Below are 16,008 nucleotides of genomic sequence, written 5' to 3'. Positions count from 1 at the left end.
AACGCCGAATTCTGCATCTTGAGGTTACTTGGTTACATAAGCTAGATTTTATCTAAAACTCATGTAATAGTCGGGAAAGCTTTATAATAAAACCACCTTAACTTTACAAAAACAATAATAACAGATAGCCTTTGCATTTAGCCATCTATACATTTAAACTTCTCACCTTGCGCTGATTTGTCTTTGACTTGCGGGCGCTGTTGACACTCTTTTCAGTGAAAAGAACACAACTGAATTCAGCTAAAAAAGGGAAGTTTTGGCTGTAATATACCCAAACCACCTCAAGATGCAGAATTCAGCGTTTCACAGGGGCTTAATATCAAGGCGTTACTTTGCAAGAATGGCAATCCCTTTTAAGAAGTAACAACAATGAGAGTAACTGCCTGTGAAACGCCCAAAGGGTTGGTTTAAAAGCGATTTATACTGCATTATTGATTTTAACAATAGAACCACTATTATTTGCAATCAATGCCTTGCCTAAATCGCTTTTAATTCCAACTGAAACTCGCATCTAGGGGTGGCTTGGGTATAAATGTTATCTAACGAGGAATATGATGCAGCCATCATTTAATAAAACCCAAGCAAAGCTTTCTTTGCTGCCATTAGTTACCTTTGTTGCGCTATTTTTAGGCGCCGGATTGTATTTGCAATCACAAGGGGTTGATTACGCTTTTTATCAATTGCCTGCGCCCGTAGCTATTCTACCCGCCATTATGCTGGCGTTCTTTTTAAATAAAAACACGATCAATCACAGTGTCGAAACTTTTATTAAAGGAGCAGGCCACAGCAATATTATCACCATGTGCTTAATATACCTGTTAGCCGGTGCGTTCTCAGCTGTAGCAAGTGCCACAGGCGGTGTTGATGCAGTCGTTAACGCAGGTTTATCACTTATTCCACCTAGCTTATTATTACCGGGGCTATTTTTAATTGCTGGGGTGGTTTCGACGGCGATGGGAACTTCAATGGGTACCATTGGGGCAATTGGACCAATTGCTTATGCGGTATCAGTCAAAACAGGTATTGATCCTGCGCTTATGGCCGGTACGATTGTTTCAGGCGCGATGTTTGGTGATAACTTATCGATTATTTCTGATACCACCATCGCTGCCACCCGCACCCAAGGTTGTGAAATGAAAGATAAATTCCGTGAGAACTTAAAAATAGCTCTCCCTGCTGCTGCACTAACCATTGCCTTATTATTCTTTTTAACACCTGAGGCACAAGCAGTGGACACCAGTGATTACAACATTTGGCTAGTACTGCCTTATGCCTTTATTTTAGTACTTGCAGTGATGGGCTTTAACGTATTTGTGGTGCTATTTAGCGGTATTATTTTTGCCGCATTTGTAGGGTTCGCTTTTGATTACCAAGGTGGCAGCTTTGTAAAAGATATTTATAAAGGTTTTACCGATATGCAAGAAATATTTTTACTGTCAATGTTTATTGGTGGCTTATCGGAGTTTATTCGTATTAATGGTGGCCTTGATTACATCGCAAATAAAATTCAAGCAATTACAAAGATCATCGCTAAATGGCACCGTAAAGTGGCTGACCAACTCGGTATTGCTGCATTAGTAATGACCAGTAATGTGTGTATTGCTAATAACACCGTGTCAATTATTGTAGCAGGCCCTATTGCTAAAAAGCTTGCTGGTGATGGTAAAATCACAGGTAAGCGATCTGCAAGTTTACTGGATATTTTTGCCTGTGTAACGCAAGGCTCACTCCCTTATGGCGCACAAGCTCTACTGCTTGGTGCAACGTTTAAAATAAGCCCATGGGAAGTATCAACATCTTCTTACTATTGCTTTATTTTAGCCTTTACTGCAGTAACGGTTATTTGTTTACGAAGAAATAAAGCTTAATCCAACTAATACTGCAAAGCACTGTAGTAAGTGCTTTGCAGTAACCTTTCACTGCCCTTTGCATATCTAATAATCTATAAATCAATCTATACATGCACGTTTGCAGCAAATAAAAATTTTATGGTTCTAGCTCCCTAGAGTTAATTTCAACCTTACTCCCTCCTTTGCAAGTTATCCTTATATGAAATCAAAATATTAATTACCCTATTGGTATGACCAAAAGTTTTATAGTAAAACCTAATTGGTATGGTTGATTTGAATAATTGGTATGTTATATTTTGTTAACGAATGTCACACACAATATACACACGCAATTTATAAAGAGACCAGTATGAATAAAAATCGACTTAGACAACTATCTTTTTACGGCGCTATTTTACCCCTTTCTTTAACTGCTATCGTTGCTTGCTCTAGTAGTGAAACGCAAGTCAGTGACCAATCAACAGCTGATAACACAAACCAATCTGTGCCTGCTGATAAATTTGATCTTAGTAACTGGAAAATTACCGTACCAATCGACAAAGACAAAAATGGTAAAATTGACGAAATTGATGTGAAAGAAATACAAACCTATTCACACCCTGATTTCTTTTATCTAGATGACCAAGGTGGCATGGTATTTACTAGCCCAAACAAAGCAATTACTACCGCTACATCAAGTAATACCCGCAGCGAATTAAGGCAAATGCTCCGCGGCACAAATACTAAAATAAAAACAAAGAGTGCTGGTAATAATTTTGCTTTGGCTGCACATCCTTTATCCGAGCGTTTTGGAGCAGTAGGCGGTAAAATGTCTGCGACTTTAAAAGTTGATCATGTTTCAAGCCATGCGGGTCACCCTGATAAACCACCTGCTTATAGTGTTGTTGTTGGACAAATCCACGCCGGCAAAGACAAAGCTTTAATAGCTAAAAATTTAGGTTTTGGGTCGGGAAATGAGCCAATCAAAATCTACTATAAAAAATGGCCTGATCATAAAACTGGTTCGGTGTTTTGGAACTATGAGCGTAACTTAGCTAAAGATGATCCAAACCGCATCGATATTGCCTACCCTGTATGGGGTAATACATGGGAAAATTCTGCTATGCCAGGTGAAAAAGGTATCGCACTAGGTGAAGAGTTTAGTTACGAGATAAATGTTCATCAAAGTACTATGTATTTAACGTTTACAGCACCAGATAAACCAACAGTAAAGTACAGCGTTGATTTATCTAACAACATTGACCCTAAAGGTAATGTTGACCAGCACGATCATCGTTTAGGTTACACCGCCGATTCGCTTTACTTTAAAGCTGGTGGATATAACCAGTGTAGTACTAAAGATGCCCCCGGTGTCTGGTACACAGCTTGCCCTGGTACTGGAAATTGGGCAACAGATAAAGCCAATGGTAATTACGCACAAGTCACGTTCTCTAAATTACTACTAGGCCCAAGTGAGGCACCTAAGCAATAATGTTATTAGTTTCTCCCTACTAACACTTAAAAAGCCTGTGAACAAATGTGAAGTGACCCCCAATAGTTGGACAGTCCAATTACTGGGGGTCTTTTTATGTCCAAACATCATCGAGCTTTTAAGCTCAAAGTAGCTGAGTTCGCTTTATCTGAAAGCTCTCCGGCGATAGGTAATAGATTTAATGTTACACAAAGGCAGGTCCGATATTGGACCGCTGTTTATCGAATTCATGGCGCTGAAAGCTTCAGGTCTGTTCACAAACCTTATTCTCAAGCATTTAAGATAGAAGTGTTAAAATCGATGGCAGCTAACAGTTGGTCACTCAGCTATACCAGTGCGTTCTTCGATTTATCGTCCCCAGGTATTCTTTTTCAATGGCAAAAGCTTTATGCTCGCGATGGTATATCCCGTCTCCAACCACAGAAAAAAGGTAGGCCAACCATGACAAATAATTCTTCTTCATCAAAACCAGTAGAGCAAATGACTGAGGAGGAGTTACGAGAAGAGTTAGCATACTTACGAGCAGAGAATGATGTGCTAAAAAAGTTAGAAGCCTTGGCTCAAGCCAGAAAGAAAAAAGCAAAGACAAGACGATAGTCGTCGAAGAGTTCAAGGCAAAACATAGCTTACGACATCTATTAAAGGCCACGGGGTTGGCGAAGAGTGTCTACTATTATCATCGAACTACATGTGAGCAGCCCTGCGCCAACAGTGATTTACTCGTAAAAATACGTGATATCTATCACACGCATAAAGGGCGATATGGCTATCGCAGAATTACGAGTGCCCTAAGAAAAATGGGGGTACTCGTTAATCATAAGCGCGTTCAACGTCTAATGAATGAGTTAGGCCTTAAGTCAAAAGTAAGGCCTAAGCGCTATAAATCTTACAAAGGTGAAGTGGGTAAAATCGCAGAAAATACGCTTAACCGCGAGTTTACTGCGCAGAAGCCTAATCAAAAATGGGTAACGGATGTGACGGAGTTTAAAGTGGATAATGAGAAGGTATATCTATCGCCTATGATTGACTTATTCAACCAAGAGATAATCAGTTACGAAGTAAGAAAATCCGTTGCGCTTCCCTTGGTAACTGACATGCTTAAAACCGCAACGGCTAAGTTGAAGCCGAACGAGAAGCCGATAGTACACTCAGACCAAGGATGGCAATATCAAAACAAGCAATATCAAAAGCACCTTAAAGAAAAAGGGTTAAAACAAAGTATGTCTAGAAAAGGAAACTGTTTAGATAACGCTGTTGCTGAAAATTTCTTTGCCATACTGAAAAGCGAGATGTATCACAACGAAACGTTCAAGGACGCGAATGAACTCATTGAAAACATCAAAGAATATATCCACTATTATAACAATGAGCGTATTAAGCTGAAACTAAAAGGCCTGAGTCCGATACAATATCGAAATCAGGCCTTGGCTGCCGCTTAGAAATGAGTCCAACTTTATGGGGTCACTTCAATGTTCACAGGCTTTTTCATTTTATTACTACCTAAAGAACCTAAACTCTGGATACAGTCTATCTCAAGCAGAGTTTATAACTATTAACTATAATGTACATTGTGGGTTTTTACCTTTGCCGCTCGCTGCTTTTTGTTCGTTAAGCGCTTCTGGCATTTTGGCTTGTAGCTCTTTAATACGATTACCCGGTGCAGGATGAGTCGACATAAACTCTGGCGTTTCACCGCTGCCAGCTTTACTCATGTTTTGCCAAAGCGTAACAGACTCTTTAGGGTCAAAACCTGCTTGTGCCATTAAATCAAGACCAATAACATCCGCCTCAGACTCATGTGAGCGGCTAAATGGTAAAACAACTCCATACTGAGCCCCTAAACCAAGCGCTTGCATTATTTCGCCGCGATATTGAATATTACCCATATCTAGCGCTGCACCGCCTACTTGCATGCCTGTTTGTAATAATGAATTTTGCGATACACGCTCATTTGAGTGCTCAGCTATTACATGCCCGACCTCATGCCCTAAAACAGTCGCTACTTGATCTTGATTTACCGCGACATCTAGTAATCCGGTATGCACACCTATAAAACCACCGGGTAAGGCAAATGCGTTTGCTGATGGCTCTTCAAAAACCACGACTTCCCATTTTTGAGTGGCATATTGATTAGGCAAAACAGCAATCACATCATCGGCAATGCATCTTACATAAGCATTAACTTTAGGATCGCTATTTACCTTTTGGTTTTTTTTCATATCAGCAAAACTTTGCTGACCCATTTCACTCATCTCTTGATCTGAATAAAGAGCAATCTGAGTACGTCCTGTTGGTGATGTTTTACAGCCAACTAATACAGCAGCAGCTAATGCAGCTAACACTAATTTTTTCATTCGATTCCCTCAATAAACAATCATTAACTCAAAGTCATGTATAATAAATGTAATATAACAAACCAAAAACTATTTAACATCACCATGCAATATATAATAAAAGAACATCTTAACTGCAAGGCTAAAGAATAAACTTAGCAGGCAAACTAAGTACCCAGGCATTCATCGTACTGTTACACTATAAGAGCCTTTTATTTATTAGAGTAGATTATGCAAGACTCTCCGGCATTTTTTAATAAACGCCTTTTACTGCCATTATTAGCAAGTATTGTTGCTATTACTCCTTTGGCAATTGATATGTATTTGCCAGCCATGCTAGTGATTGCAAATGATCTCAATACAGATATGCCAAACGTGCAAATATCTCTCAGTTTATATTTAGCCGGTTACTCTCTTGGCATGCTATTTTTTGGGCCCATCGCTGATCAAATTGGCCGCCGTGTACTTGCAAAAATAGGCTTAATTGGTTTCGCGATTAGTTCATTGGCACTGGCTTTTTGTAACGACATTCATTTATTTTGGGGTCTGCGCATTTTACAAGCATTTACTGGCGCCGCAGCAACGGTTGTCGTTCCCGGCATTATTCGTCATATTTACCAAAAAGACACTGCAAAGGGTATGTCGTATGTTTCGATGATCATGATGGTCGCACCGCTTATAGCCCCAACGGTGGGTTCAGCTATTATGGGCTTTTCACATTGGCAAACTATCTTTTTGGTTCTGGCAAGCTACAGCTTGGCTATTTTAGTCTTTGTACAAATTTACCTTATTGATATCCCTATTTTTAAAAGCCCATTAAAAGGCTTTGCATTATTTTTTGATAGCTACAAAACGGTATTTAAAAATAAAGGGGCTCACGCTGATATTGCCAGCTCAATGTTTGTATCGTTTGGCTTTTTTTGCTTTTTAACCGCTGTACCTTTTGTTTATCTTGATTACTTTAAAGTCTCAGAGCAACTATTTGGTGTACTGTTTGCTTTTAATGTCATGGCACTCATGTTTGGTAACTTTTTAAATACCCGTATAGTACCGCGTATTGGCTCACGTAAAATGCTTTATTATGGGCTTACAGTTGGTTTTATCGCCGGCAGTACCTTACTTACTTTTAGTATTTTGCGCTTCCCGTTATTTTATGTAGTTGCCGCAATTGCACCACTAATGATGAGCTTAGGGGTAATAGCCAGTAACGCAGATGCACTTATTTTAATGGAGTTTGAGAAAAACTCAGGCACCGCAACCGCAGTCATTGGTACTTTACGGTTTGGTAGTGGTGCGTTAGTTGGACCAATACTTGCGCTGATGCATGCACAAAACGCGGTACCTTTTTCAAGCTTAATGTTTAGCGCGTTAGTACTTACCTTAATTGCTCAGCTTTTGCATCGTGCTCGAGAGAAAAAAAATGCCCGTATTTAACGGGCATTTTATAAACTTATTTAACCAGACACATTTAAAAAAGCAAACTAAGCGTCAGTGGCTTTAGATACCATCACCATTGCAGGGCGTAATAAACGACCATTTAATGTATAACCTTTTTGCATAACAGCTAATACCGTATTTGCTGACACATCATCACTTGGCTGAATAGACATCGCCTGATGAAAATCAGGGTTAAATTGCTCGCCTTCTGGGTTAACAATTTCAACACCAAACTTAGCAACCGCCTCATTAAAGCTCTTAACTGTCATATCGATACCATCAAGTAACGGCTTTAATGCTTCGTTTTCTTTATCCGAAAACTCAATCGCACGTTCTAGATTATCAATTACTGGTAGTAGTTCGTTGGCAAATTTTTCAAGTGCAAACTTATGTGCTTTTTCAACATCTTGCGCTGCACGACGACGTATATTTTCAACATCAGCTGCGGCACGCACAACACCATCTTTTTGATCAGAAATTGTTTGTTTAGCCGATTCAAGTTCGCTATATAGCATAGCGATTTCAGCTTCTGGGCTTGATGCTTCTTCATTTTCAACACCATCTGCTGCATCAACGGCAGCATCAACCTCTGCTTGCATTTGCTCAAACTCTTCGTTTAATTGTGCTTCTTGCTCTGGTGTCTTTGTCTGCTCAGACATAATTAATTTACTCCAATTCTTTATAACTGCGGTAATTATGGGGATTGAATGAAAAGATTCAAGTACTCATCGACTCGATTAGTTTAAATTCTTGGATGATTGCTTCAATTTGCGCCGATTTAGGGCAAATAACACAAAAGCGGCTTTGGTATCCTTGGTTTTGAAAATAAGGAACACTTATCGTAATTAACTCATCACACTCACTAAAAGGAAGTTGTCCAGCACCGAGTACCGACAAACCATTCCTAAAGGCCAGTTTATCTTCAACATAATTTAAAAAAGAAACACCAATATTTAAATTTTGCTCGCAATCAATTTTTTTATAAAGGTAATGCTCTCCCACCACAATACTGTTGTCGGATCCCAGTTTATGGCTTAATTCCCTCGTCCACTGATTCAATGATGAATGACAATTTCGTGGTGCCGTATTCGCCATCGCTTGCATGCGATACAAACCTTCCATTAAAGTTTGCTGACTAAATACAGTATTCAGCCACGTTGCAAAATGGTAACGAACCGTATCGCTTGCATCATCAGGTTTATGAATACAAATATTGTGGCTTTGCCCGGCTCTGTCAAGAATAAGTACAAGCCAATCGCTACTATCAAAATCAAGTACTTCTACTCTAAATACTTGCTGCGAGCTCACTTGCGGTAATCCCACACAACAACATACTTGATAGCGTTGACTCAAACCATGAGCAAGCTCAACAAGTTCAGCTTGTTTAGGTTCCCAATAACTGGCAATTTCAGCAAGTGGAAAGAACTCATCCAGCCAATAGTCAAAGCCGGCATTGGTAGGCACACGCCCCGCTGATGTATGCGGTGAATATAAAAGCCCTACTTTTTCAAGACGTGCCATAACACTCCTTACTGTCGCAGAACACACAGCCATACCTTTTTGTTTTGCAATCCGGCTTGATGCCACTGGAAGGCCTTCACCGTTGCAATACATGCTCATAACGGCGGAAAATATTTGTTGATCGCGTGGATTTAAAATCATGGTATCTACATCTTTATGCATACAACGTATATCGGGGCTGAAAAGATTTTTTCAAGTGTAAAATCTGTATTTTCAAAGCTGCTCGTTTTACGTTACTCTACTGATATTCATACTAATGATGTATTTAACATGGAATCACCGTTTAAAACAATTGGCTTAATAGGCAAACCAAATCATGTAAATGCTGCTGCAACATTACAGCGTTTATATACATTCTTAAATGCGCTCGGGTTTACGGTAATAGTTGAACAACGTACCGGCCATCAGTTGAAAGATGTACCACGCCAAAAGCTAGTTAAATTAATAGAGCTTGGAGAACAAGCCGATTTAGCTATTGTGGTTGGCGGTGATGGTAATATGCTGGGCGCAGCTCGCGTATTAGCGCGTTTTAATGTCGCGGTTATTGGCGTTAACCGAGGCAACTTAGGCTTTTTAACTGATTTAGACCCAGAAGGCTTTGAAGCAAGCCTAGAGCAAGTACTAAGCGGCCAATACATTGAAGAAAATCGCTTCTTATTAGAAGTTGAAGTATACCGCCATGCTGAGCTTAAAAGTGCAAATTCGGCTGTTAACGAAGCCGTACTACATGCCGATAAAGTAGCGCATATGATTGAATTTGAGGCTTTTGTTAATGACGCTTTTGTGTTTTCTCAGCGATCTGATGGCTTAATTGTTTCTACTCCAACGGGCTCTACTGCTTACTCTCTTTCTGGAGGCGGGCCAATTTTAACCCCTGAATTAAATGCGATTTCGTTAGTACCAATGTTTCCACATACCTTATCAAGTCGCCCACTAGTAATTGATGCCGATAACGAAGTACGTTTAAAACTCAGCCTTGATAACACCGACAGCTTGCAAGTCAGTTGTGATAGTCACGTGGTGCTTGCAGTATTACCTGGTGATGAAGTAGTGATAAAAAAAGCCGATAAAAAATTAAGGCTTATTCATCCAAAAGACTACTCTTATTATCATGTATTGCGTACCAAATTAAATTGGGGCAGCCGTTTATACTAACTTTATTGCGCTAACTAACCCTTTAGCGCAAAACACCTAAAAATGACCATTCGTTATCAGCAAAAAATAATAACAATATCCGCTTGAAGTTTTTTGCTCTATTGCCTCTACCTTCTTGCTTGGGTCTTATTTAATAACCTAGCAAACAAAACAGGCAAGCAATGAACTAACCAAATCCTACCTCACAGATACACACGACGAACTAACGCAACGTCTAGGCATTTTTGCAAAGCGAATTCAAACCGGTATTACTTTTAATAAAGTGTTTTATAACTAAATTTTCCCTGTATTAATTACCATGCTTAAAATACCTTCTTTATGCTCAGATGCTCTTGATAATAATAAAAAATTGAATAATATAGCGTTCAAAAAAGTAACTTTCATTGTATAAAAGCTGAAATTTAATTTGCAAAAAGTAAAAACACTGTATAAATTGACAGTTAAATGACTGGATGGATGAACAGTATGTTAATTGGTTTAGAAATTAAAGATTTTGCAATTGTAAGTAACTTAAGCACAGAATGGCACGCCGGCATGAGCGCTATAACTGGCGAAACGGGCGCAGGTAAATCAATTGCAATTGATGCTTTATCACTGTGCTTAGGTGAGCGCGCTGAAGCCTCAGCCGTTCGCCCAGGCTCTGACCGCGCCGAAATATGCGCCGAGTTTGACCTCACTCAACTCCCTCTTGCTAACGCATTTTTAACAGAAAACATGCTCTCAAATGACGAGCAAGAGTGCTTGCTCAGGCGTGTTATTTGTAAAAATGGTCGTAGTAAAAGCTATATAAACGGCAGTCCTGTCACAGCTACACAGCTTAAAGAACTTGGCCAATATTTAATTTCAATCCATGGCCAGCATGCGCATCAACACTTATTAAAAAGCGAGCACCAATTGCAGCTCCTTGATGAATATGCAGGCCACTCTGAACTCATAGAATCAGTACGTCATAGCTGCAATGAATACCAGTCTTTACAAAAAGAATTTACCCGGCTTGAGCAGCAACAACAACAGCAAGCGGCACAAAAACAGCTACTAGAATATCAAGTTGCTGAGCTTGATGAATTTGCACTACAACCAGATGAATTTGTAGAAATTGAAGCCGAGCATTATAAGTTAAGCCATAGTCAAACAATAATAGAAGCCTGCCAACGTGAGCTACAAGCACTGTATGAAAGTGATGAGCAAAATGCCTGCTCACTATTACAACACAGCGCCCAACAGTTCGCTGAACTAGCTAATTACGACGAAAACCTATCAAGCGTTGCAGCACTACTAGCAGAGGCTGCGGTACAAGTTGAAGAAGCCAGCCGAGAAATACGTGGCTACACTGAACAAAGCGATCTTGATCCTGCCCGGCTAGATGAAGTTGAAACACGCTTAACAGGCGCGATGGATTTAGCCCGCAAACATCATATAAAGCCCGAACAATTGGTTGATTTTCACCAAGATATTGCACAAGAACTAGAATCAATCAGTAATAATTCATCCCGATTGGCTGAGCTTGAATGCGAAATTGAACACGCTTTAAACTTATATATCAAAGCGTCTCAAGCATTAAGCGATAGCCGCCTAATAGCTGCTAAAACATTAAATACGCTTATTAGCGAAAGCATGGCGCATTTATCAATGGAAAATGGCGTATTTGAAATTTCCCTGACACCTCAGCCTGGGCGCCCCCCAAACAGCTTAGGGTTTGATACCGTATCGTTTTTAGTATCAACCAACCCCGGACAACCCCTACAGCCGCTCTCAAAGGTTGCATCGGGTGGTGAGCTGTCACGTATCAGCTTAGCTATTCAAGTGATAATAGCGCAAAAAGTAACTACACCTACGCTTATTTTTGATGAGGTGGATGTAGGTATTTCAGGTCCAACCGCCTCAGCTGTTGGTAAGCTATTACGCCAGTTAGGACAATCCACACAAGTAATTTGCGTTACTCATTTACCGCAAGTTGCAAGCTCTGCTCATCAACAATTTTTTGTTGCCAAAGAAATAGCTAATGACGAAACCTTTACCCACATGCTGCCATTGAACAAAGCAGGCCGAGTTGATGAAATAGCAAGGCTGCTCGCAGGCGACAACATAAGTAAAACCGCCCGAGCAAACGCAAAAGAGTTGATCATGGCACATGGGTAAGCTTGCTTAGGGCTTGTTAACCTTAAAGGGTTGAAACTTATTCGGTCTAGTCTTGCTTTTATTTATAAACAATCAAGCCAGCTTTGTACCAAAAGCTGCGTTTGCTCATGGCATTAAGTACAACCTCGTTTCACTAATTTTAACTAAGAAAACCAGCATGTTAAAAAAATAATAAAAGCAACTAACGTTTTATTTTTAGCAAGTCTTGTTAATGCTTGTAATCATATTGAGGCAAATCAGAGCATTATACCGGCTAAACACAGCTCTATTTTTAGCTTTATTATTATTGTGCCAATAATTAGCGTTATGTTAATTATTTTAAGCTATTGGAAAAACCTCACCTTTAAAATAAGTTTACAACGCTATTTACATATAGCTTTAATTTTAATGCTTACTTTGGCCTGGGTTACAGAGTTAAATTTAGCTAATAACTTATCTAGAACATTGAATTCAAATATAATTATAATCTCATCGTTGTTTCAAGTGTTACTGACTATCAGTGCCTACTTATCACTTAAAAAACAACAAATTAAAGATAAAAAACAACGATATTTTTTATAATATGAGCAAAAACGACCAGATAAAAACATTTATTTTACATTATTGACACATTTAAATTAGCCAATTACACTCTAAAAAATAATAACAACATGTGACCATCATGGAGCGAAAATGAATGCAGCACTAGACAAAGTAACTCAACTTAAAAGTTGCTACGCGACATTGCAGTTAGGTGTAGCTAAAGCTGATGGCCGTTTAACTTTAACTGACCACTTACTGCATTTTAAAGCGTTAAATAAGCAGCTTCAATTAGGCTCATATGCAATTAAACTGGAATCAATAGTCCACGTTGAAAAGTCTTCTACCAAAGCTGCTGACATAATTTCCATTAACCGCAACAGTATTAAAATTACAACCCAAGAAAATCACAATATTGAATTTATTTTAGCTGAGCCTGATGAGTGGTTAAGTTTTCTTAAAAGCTAAGTTGTGAACTAGCCTTTCTTTTTCCTATGTAAACAGACCCAGCCACCAGCCGAAAAGTCATCCCAAACTATGTGCTGGATAATGAACAGATTTATACCAGCGCCGAAATACTTAACTAAAACATGCTTATTATTATGGGGTGAACAGATACTGACTTTTATTGGTATTGATCCCAACTATAAAACGTTAGTATTTATTGATGTGGTCGGTGTAGGCGTACAGGTTATATTTTTATCTATTTTAAATGTTTTGTTTTATTTAGATAAACGCTCAACAGTACTTTTTTTAGCTGGGTTATTTTTACTAATAAATATTGTTTTAACTTTACTATCAATAGCCTTAGGCCCGCAGTTTTATGGTTATGGCTTTGCATTAGCCACTATAATTACCTCGGTAGTCGGATTATTTTGGCTTTCAAAGCAATTTGAAGAGCTAGAATACGAAACCTTTATGCTGCAATAAATAATATAAAAAGCTGAATATATGATGTTCACGCCGTTCTCTTAGAGTGAATGGCGTATTTATTCTTGGCAAACTTTAATCACTTTTGGCACTATTAATGTGTATAAACTAAGTAATTATGTGAGCAATAATAAACCAGGTAGATTCCATTTTTTACCATGAATTAAACCGCCTATTAATGGTAGCCATATGCCAAAATAAGGATCTGAATTTCGCCATGGAAACCTGCCTGCACCTTATATACTAAATAACCTGAAGATGTAGAACTCAGCACTTCACTGGGGCTTAATATCTAGGCGCTATTTTGGATAAGACATTCCATACTTCATCTCTTCCATTAATCTTGCCATGTAGATTCGATATTAATTGCTCATATTTAACTTATTATACACTTGCTATTTGAACACAAAATAAGTGCCTAGAGCGCTTTTAAGCCCTCATTAATTGCGACTAAATCATCGCCTGTTAGTGTCCCTGTTGCTTGCTTTAAGCTAAGGGTCGATAGCACATATTGATAACGCACATCGGCTAAGTTACGTTTTGCATCATACAAGCTTTGTGTACTAACGAGTACGTCAACAATAGTTCGAGTACCTACTTCAAAGCCCGCCTCTGTGGCTTTTAGCGCACTTTGCGCTGAAACAACAGCTTGTTCTAGTGCTTTATACGTTGCAATATCAGATACAACTTGGTTATAAGATATTATTATAGAGCGTGTCACTGCACGAAGATTTGTTTCTAGATCTTGGCTTGCAGATACATAAAATGCGCGCGCTTGGTTCGTTGCAGCTGCGGTCGCACCACCTGAATATAAAGGAACGCTAAGGTTAATACCTACAGAACTTGAGTCACTGCGTGATTGGTCGTTAAAGTTTACATTGTTAATAGTTCCATCGCTGAGTGAATCTCCGTATGTTGCATCTAATGTAAGCTTTGGATAATGCCCAGCTTGTGCTAATTTAATTTGCTGTTTAGCTATGCCAACCATTACTTTGGAGACTTGTAAGCTAATGTTTTTTCCTTGGGCTACTTTAACAAAATCGTTTGAACGTTTTACAGGTTTAACCATTGAAAAATTATCTGTATTTAAAAAGCTTAGCTTTGCATGATATTTACCTGTTATTTCACGCAGTTCTTCACGGGCTGTTTCGACTGAGTTACTCGTAATGATCTCTTGAGAGACCGAGTTGTCGTACTGCGCTTGTGCTTCATGTACGTCTGTAATAGCTGTTAACCCAACGGCATAACGTTGTTTTGTTTGCTCTAGCTGGCGGTTTATTGCACGCTTTTCGGCCTGAGTAAACTCAAGATCATCAAGTGCACTTAATACATTAAAGTACCCTTGAGCAACGCGTACGATTAAATTTTGCTTAGCTTCGTCGTATTGAGCGGTTGCTTGCAGTGCTTGTTTGTCTGCAATATCTAATGTGTTCCATGCTCCTAAATCAAATAGAGTTTGACTTAAGGTAATGCCCCGAGAGAACGCATCAGCATCACTTTGCACCTCAACTTGATTTGTTAAATCGCCCACACTTTGAAATGAGGTTGAGTTACTTTTTGTATAACCCATGGTTAAACCAATTTGCGGTAACAAAGCACTCATTGCAGTATCACTTTCGTAAGACTGCGCCTCAGCGTCAGCTTTTGCTTTTAACACAGTCGGATCGTTAGCAATAGCAACTTCATAAACTTCTAACAAGTTATCTGCACTCGCAGTTTTCATAATAAATAAGCTAGGTAAACAAAGTACCACAGCAAAAATATATTTTTTCATTTAGAATCGAATCCTTAAACAACGTTAAATTAATAGCAATGTAATAAACGGTAATAAAAATTAATAAGTGTTTGTTTTAAATAGTTTAATGAATTCAAGAATACGCTTAGCGTTAACCCCCCTATCACCCCGACCAATACGCGACACACTGCGAATATCAATTTGGCTTCCTTTTTTATAAGCAGTGATCTTTACAATTACATCATCTGAAAAGTTAAAAAAAGGGGTTTGTGCAATGCTTTCAAAACTGAGTAGACTTGGGTTTTGATAAACAATTTTCCACTGCATTTCATAAGCCGTATTTAGCGCATGAAGGTACGCTCCCTCAACACTTAGCTCTGATTGAATTGGTTGAATATTTGGGTAAGCTTGTCTCTGTTGTTTTGCGATATTATCGCCGCCATAAATTAATGAGTTTTTTCTACCCTCATGACTTTCGATTAAAAACTCAAACTCTGGAGGCTGTTCAATATTAGTGGTTATGTCATGTATTGGTGGAAATTTTTCAGAGTTGCTAAAAATATTAATAACACTCGGGGCTAAAATACCTAAGCCAATTAGAAGCGTAATTACTGACTTTAATATCCCTTTATTTATATGGTATTTAACGCTGTATATTAATGAAAGTAGTGCTAAAGCAAGTACGCTGTAGCCTAATAAATTATTATAATTATTACTTGCTCTAAATCCTGTTATTGCATCCCAAAACCCTAAGGAACACCCAAATACCATTAAGGTTGCAATAGCAGCAAATAAAACACCTATAACTAACGCTATATTGGGAAACTTTGCACACGCAACATTCATTTTCATCATTATTTATCCTATAGCCTAAGTGGCCTACTAATCCATTTTAATAGCAACGATTAAAATGGATTA

The 16,008-nt window shown here is 38.7% G+C and carries 14 protein-coding genes; 9 read left to right on the top strand and 5 right to left on the bottom strand.

Features of this window, described 5'->3' with window-relative positions; genetic code table 11:
- Positions 1-554 precede the first annotated feature (554 nt).
- The 4 genes from ACT3S9_RS05825 to ACT3S9_RS05810 all read left to right on the top strand — a co-directional run bounded on the left by ACT3S9_RS05825 (position 555) and on the right by ACT3S9_RS05810 (position 4,760).
- Positions 555-1,868: a Na+/H+ antiporter NhaC family protein gene (locus ACT3S9_RS05825; protein ID WP_441836668.1), complete on the top strand. Its 1,314-nt coding sequence runs from the start codon at positions 555-557 to the stop codon at positions 1,866-1,868.
- 331 nt (positions 1,869-2,199) lie between these two features.
- Positions 2,200-3,321: a polysaccharide lyase family 7 protein gene (locus tag ACT3S9_RS05820; protein WP_441993164.1), complete on the top strand. Its 1,122-nt coding sequence runs from the start codon at positions 2,200-2,202 to the stop codon at positions 3,319-3,321.
- Between the two features lie 96 nt (positions 3,322-3,417).
- Positions 3,418-3,918, top strand: a complete 501-nt coding sequence (locus ACT3S9_RS05815) for a transposase (RefSeq protein ID WP_444750572.1) — start codon at positions 3,418-3,420, stop codon at positions 3,916-3,918.
- Positions 3,915-4,760 (top strand): IS3 family transposase, encoded by an 846-nt coding sequence (locus tag ACT3S9_RS05810; RefSeq protein ID WP_444511517.1) that lies wholly within the window; start codon positions 3,915-3,917, stop codon positions 4,758-4,760. Before ACT3S9_RS05815 ends, ACT3S9_RS05810 begins: the two co-directional genes overlap by 4 nt.
- Before the next feature lie 117 nt (positions 4,761-4,877).
- Here the strand turns inward: ACT3S9_RS05810 and ACT3S9_RS05805 are convergent, their stop codons facing one another.
- Positions 4,878-5,675, bottom strand: coding sequence for a M48 family metallopeptidase (locus ACT3S9_RS05805; protein ID WP_441836321.1), 798 nt, complete (start codon positions 5,673-5,675; stop codon positions 4,878-4,880).
- Positions 5,676-5,885: 210 nt separating this feature from the next.
- Here ACT3S9_RS05805 and ACT3S9_RS05800 point away from each other — a divergent pair, with 210 nt between their 5' ends.
- A complete protein-coding gene (locus ACT3S9_RS05800; RefSeq protein ID WP_441836320.1) occupies positions 5,886-7,088 on the top strand; it encodes a Bcr/CflA family efflux MFS transporter in 1,203 nt (400 codons plus the stop codon).
- Between the two features lie 47 nt (positions 7,089-7,135).
- Here the strand turns inward: ACT3S9_RS05800 and grpE are convergent, their stop codons facing one another.
- Both grpE and ACT3S9_RS05790 read right to left on the bottom strand, forming a co-directional pair.
- On the bottom strand, positions 7,136-7,750 hold the full coding sequence (gene grpE / locus ACT3S9_RS05795) for a nucleotide exchange factor GrpE (RefSeq protein WP_441836319.1): 615 nt from the start codon (positions 7,748-7,750) through the stop codon (positions 7,136-7,138).
- A 58-nt stretch (positions 7,751-7,808) separates the two neighbouring features.
- Complete coding sequence (locus tag ACT3S9_RS05790) at positions 7,809-8,774, bottom strand: HrcA family transcriptional regulator (protein ID WP_441836318.1); 966 nt, start codon at positions 8,772-8,774, stop codon at positions 7,809-7,811.
- A 108-nt stretch (positions 8,775-8,882) separates the two neighbouring features.
- Between ACT3S9_RS05790 and nadK the strand changes: the two genes are divergently transcribed.
- The 4 genes from nadK (at position 8,883) to pelG (ending at position 13,355) form a co-directional block, all read left to right on the top strand.
- Positions 8,883-9,767 carry an NAD(+) kinase gene (gene nadK, locus ACT3S9_RS05785; RefSeq protein ID WP_441836323.1) on the top strand — a complete coding sequence of 295 codons (885 nt, stop codon included), beginning with the start codon at positions 8,883-8,885 and terminating at the stop codon, positions 9,765-9,767.
- A gap of 465 nt (positions 9,768-10,232) precedes the next feature.
- Positions 10,233-11,906, top strand: a complete 1,674-nt coding sequence (gene recN, locus ACT3S9_RS05780; protein ID WP_441836322.1) for a DNA repair protein RecN — start codon at positions 10,233-10,235, stop codon at positions 11,904-11,906.
- 672 nt (positions 11,907-12,578) lie between these two features.
- Positions 12,579-12,893 carry a GRAM domain-containing protein gene (locus ACT3S9_RS05775; RefSeq protein ID WP_441993312.1) on the top strand — a complete coding sequence of 105 codons (315 nt, stop codon included), beginning with the start codon at positions 12,579-12,581 and terminating at the stop codon, positions 12,891-12,893.
- Between the two features lie 81 nt (positions 12,894-12,974).
- Positions 12,975-13,355: an exopolysaccharide Pel transporter PelG gene (gene pelG, locus ACT3S9_RS05770; RefSeq protein ID WP_441993314.1), complete on the top strand. Its 381-nt coding sequence runs from the start codon at positions 12,975-12,977 to the stop codon at positions 13,353-13,355.
- A gap of 418 nt (positions 13,356-13,773) precedes the next feature.
- Here pelG and tolC read toward each other — a convergent pair whose 3' ends face one another.
- Positions 13,774-15,129: an outer membrane channel protein TolC gene (tolC, locus tag ACT3S9_RS05765; protein WP_441993316.1), complete on the bottom strand. Its 1,356-nt coding sequence runs from the start codon at positions 15,127-15,129 to the stop codon at positions 13,774-13,776.
- 60 nt (positions 15,130-15,189) lie between these two features.
- Positions 15,190-15,945 (bottom strand): DUF1499 domain-containing protein, encoded by a 756-nt coding sequence (locus tag ACT3S9_RS05760; protein WP_441993318.1) that lies wholly within the window; start codon positions 15,943-15,945, stop codon positions 15,190-15,192.
- Positions 15,946-16,008: the final 63 nt, after the last annotated feature.

The sequence above is a fragment of the Pseudoalteromonas sp. AOP31-A2-14 genome, assembly GCF_052378035.1.
Classification (GTDB): domain Bacteria; phylum Pseudomonadota; class Gammaproteobacteria; order Enterobacterales; family Alteromonadaceae; genus Pseudoalteromonas.
The sequence above is the reverse complement of the archived record's forward strand: the minus strand, read 5'-3'. Positions and strand labels throughout refer to the sequence as shown.

What these genes read in the sequence shown, in the direction of transcription:
- ACT3S9_RS05790 (WP_441836318.1), bottom strand. Translation starts at nt 8,774, where the DNA reads ATGCATAAAGATGTAGATACCATGATTTTAAATCCACGCGATCAACAA.
- ACT3S9_RS05825 (WP_441836668.1), top strand. Translation starts at nt 555, where the DNA reads ATGCAGCCATCATTTAATAAAACCCAAGCAAAGCTTTCTTTGCTGCCA.
- ACT3S9_RS05805 (WP_441836321.1), bottom strand. Translation starts at nt 5,675, where the DNA reads ATGAAAAAATTAGTGTTAGCTGCATTAGCTGCTGCTGTATTAGTTGGC.
- nadK (WP_441836323.1), top strand. Translation starts at nt 8,883, where the DNA reads ATGGAATCACCGTTTAAAACAATTGGCTTAATAGGCAAACCAAATCAT.
- ACT3S9_RS05800 (WP_441836320.1), top strand. Translation starts at nt 5,886, where the DNA reads ATGCAAGACTCTCCGGCATTTTTTAATAAACGCCTTTTACTGCCATTA.
- ACT3S9_RS05820 (WP_441993164.1), top strand. Translation starts at nt 2,200, where the DNA reads ATGAATAAAAATCGACTTAGACAACTATCTTTTTACGGCGCTATTTTA.
- ACT3S9_RS05815 (WP_444750572.1), top strand. Translation starts at nt 3,418, where the DNA reads ATGTCCAAACATCATCGAGCTTTTAAGCTCAAAGTAGCTGAGTTCGCT.
- tolC (WP_441993316.1), bottom strand. Translation starts at nt 15,129, where the DNA reads ATGAAAAAATATATTTTTGCTGTGGTACTTTGTTTACCTAGCTTATTT.
- pelG (WP_441993314.1), top strand. Translation starts at nt 12,975, where the DNA reads ATGAACAGATTTATACCAGCGCCGAAATACTTAACTAAAACATGCTTA.
- ACT3S9_RS05760 (WP_441993318.1), bottom strand. Translation starts at nt 15,945, where the DNA reads ATGATGAAAATGAATGTTGCGTGTGCAAAGTTTCCCAATATAGCGTTA.
- recN (WP_441836322.1), top strand. Translation starts at nt 10,233, where the DNA reads ATGTTAATTGGTTTAGAAATTAAAGATTTTGCAATTGTAAGTAACTTA.
- ACT3S9_RS05775 (WP_441993312.1), top strand. Translation starts at nt 12,579, where the DNA reads ATGAATGCAGCACTAGACAAAGTAACTCAACTTAAAAGTTGCTACGCG.
- grpE (WP_441836319.1), bottom strand. Translation starts at nt 7,750, where the DNA reads ATGTCTGAGCAGACAAAGACACCAGAGCAAGAAGCACAATTAAACGAA.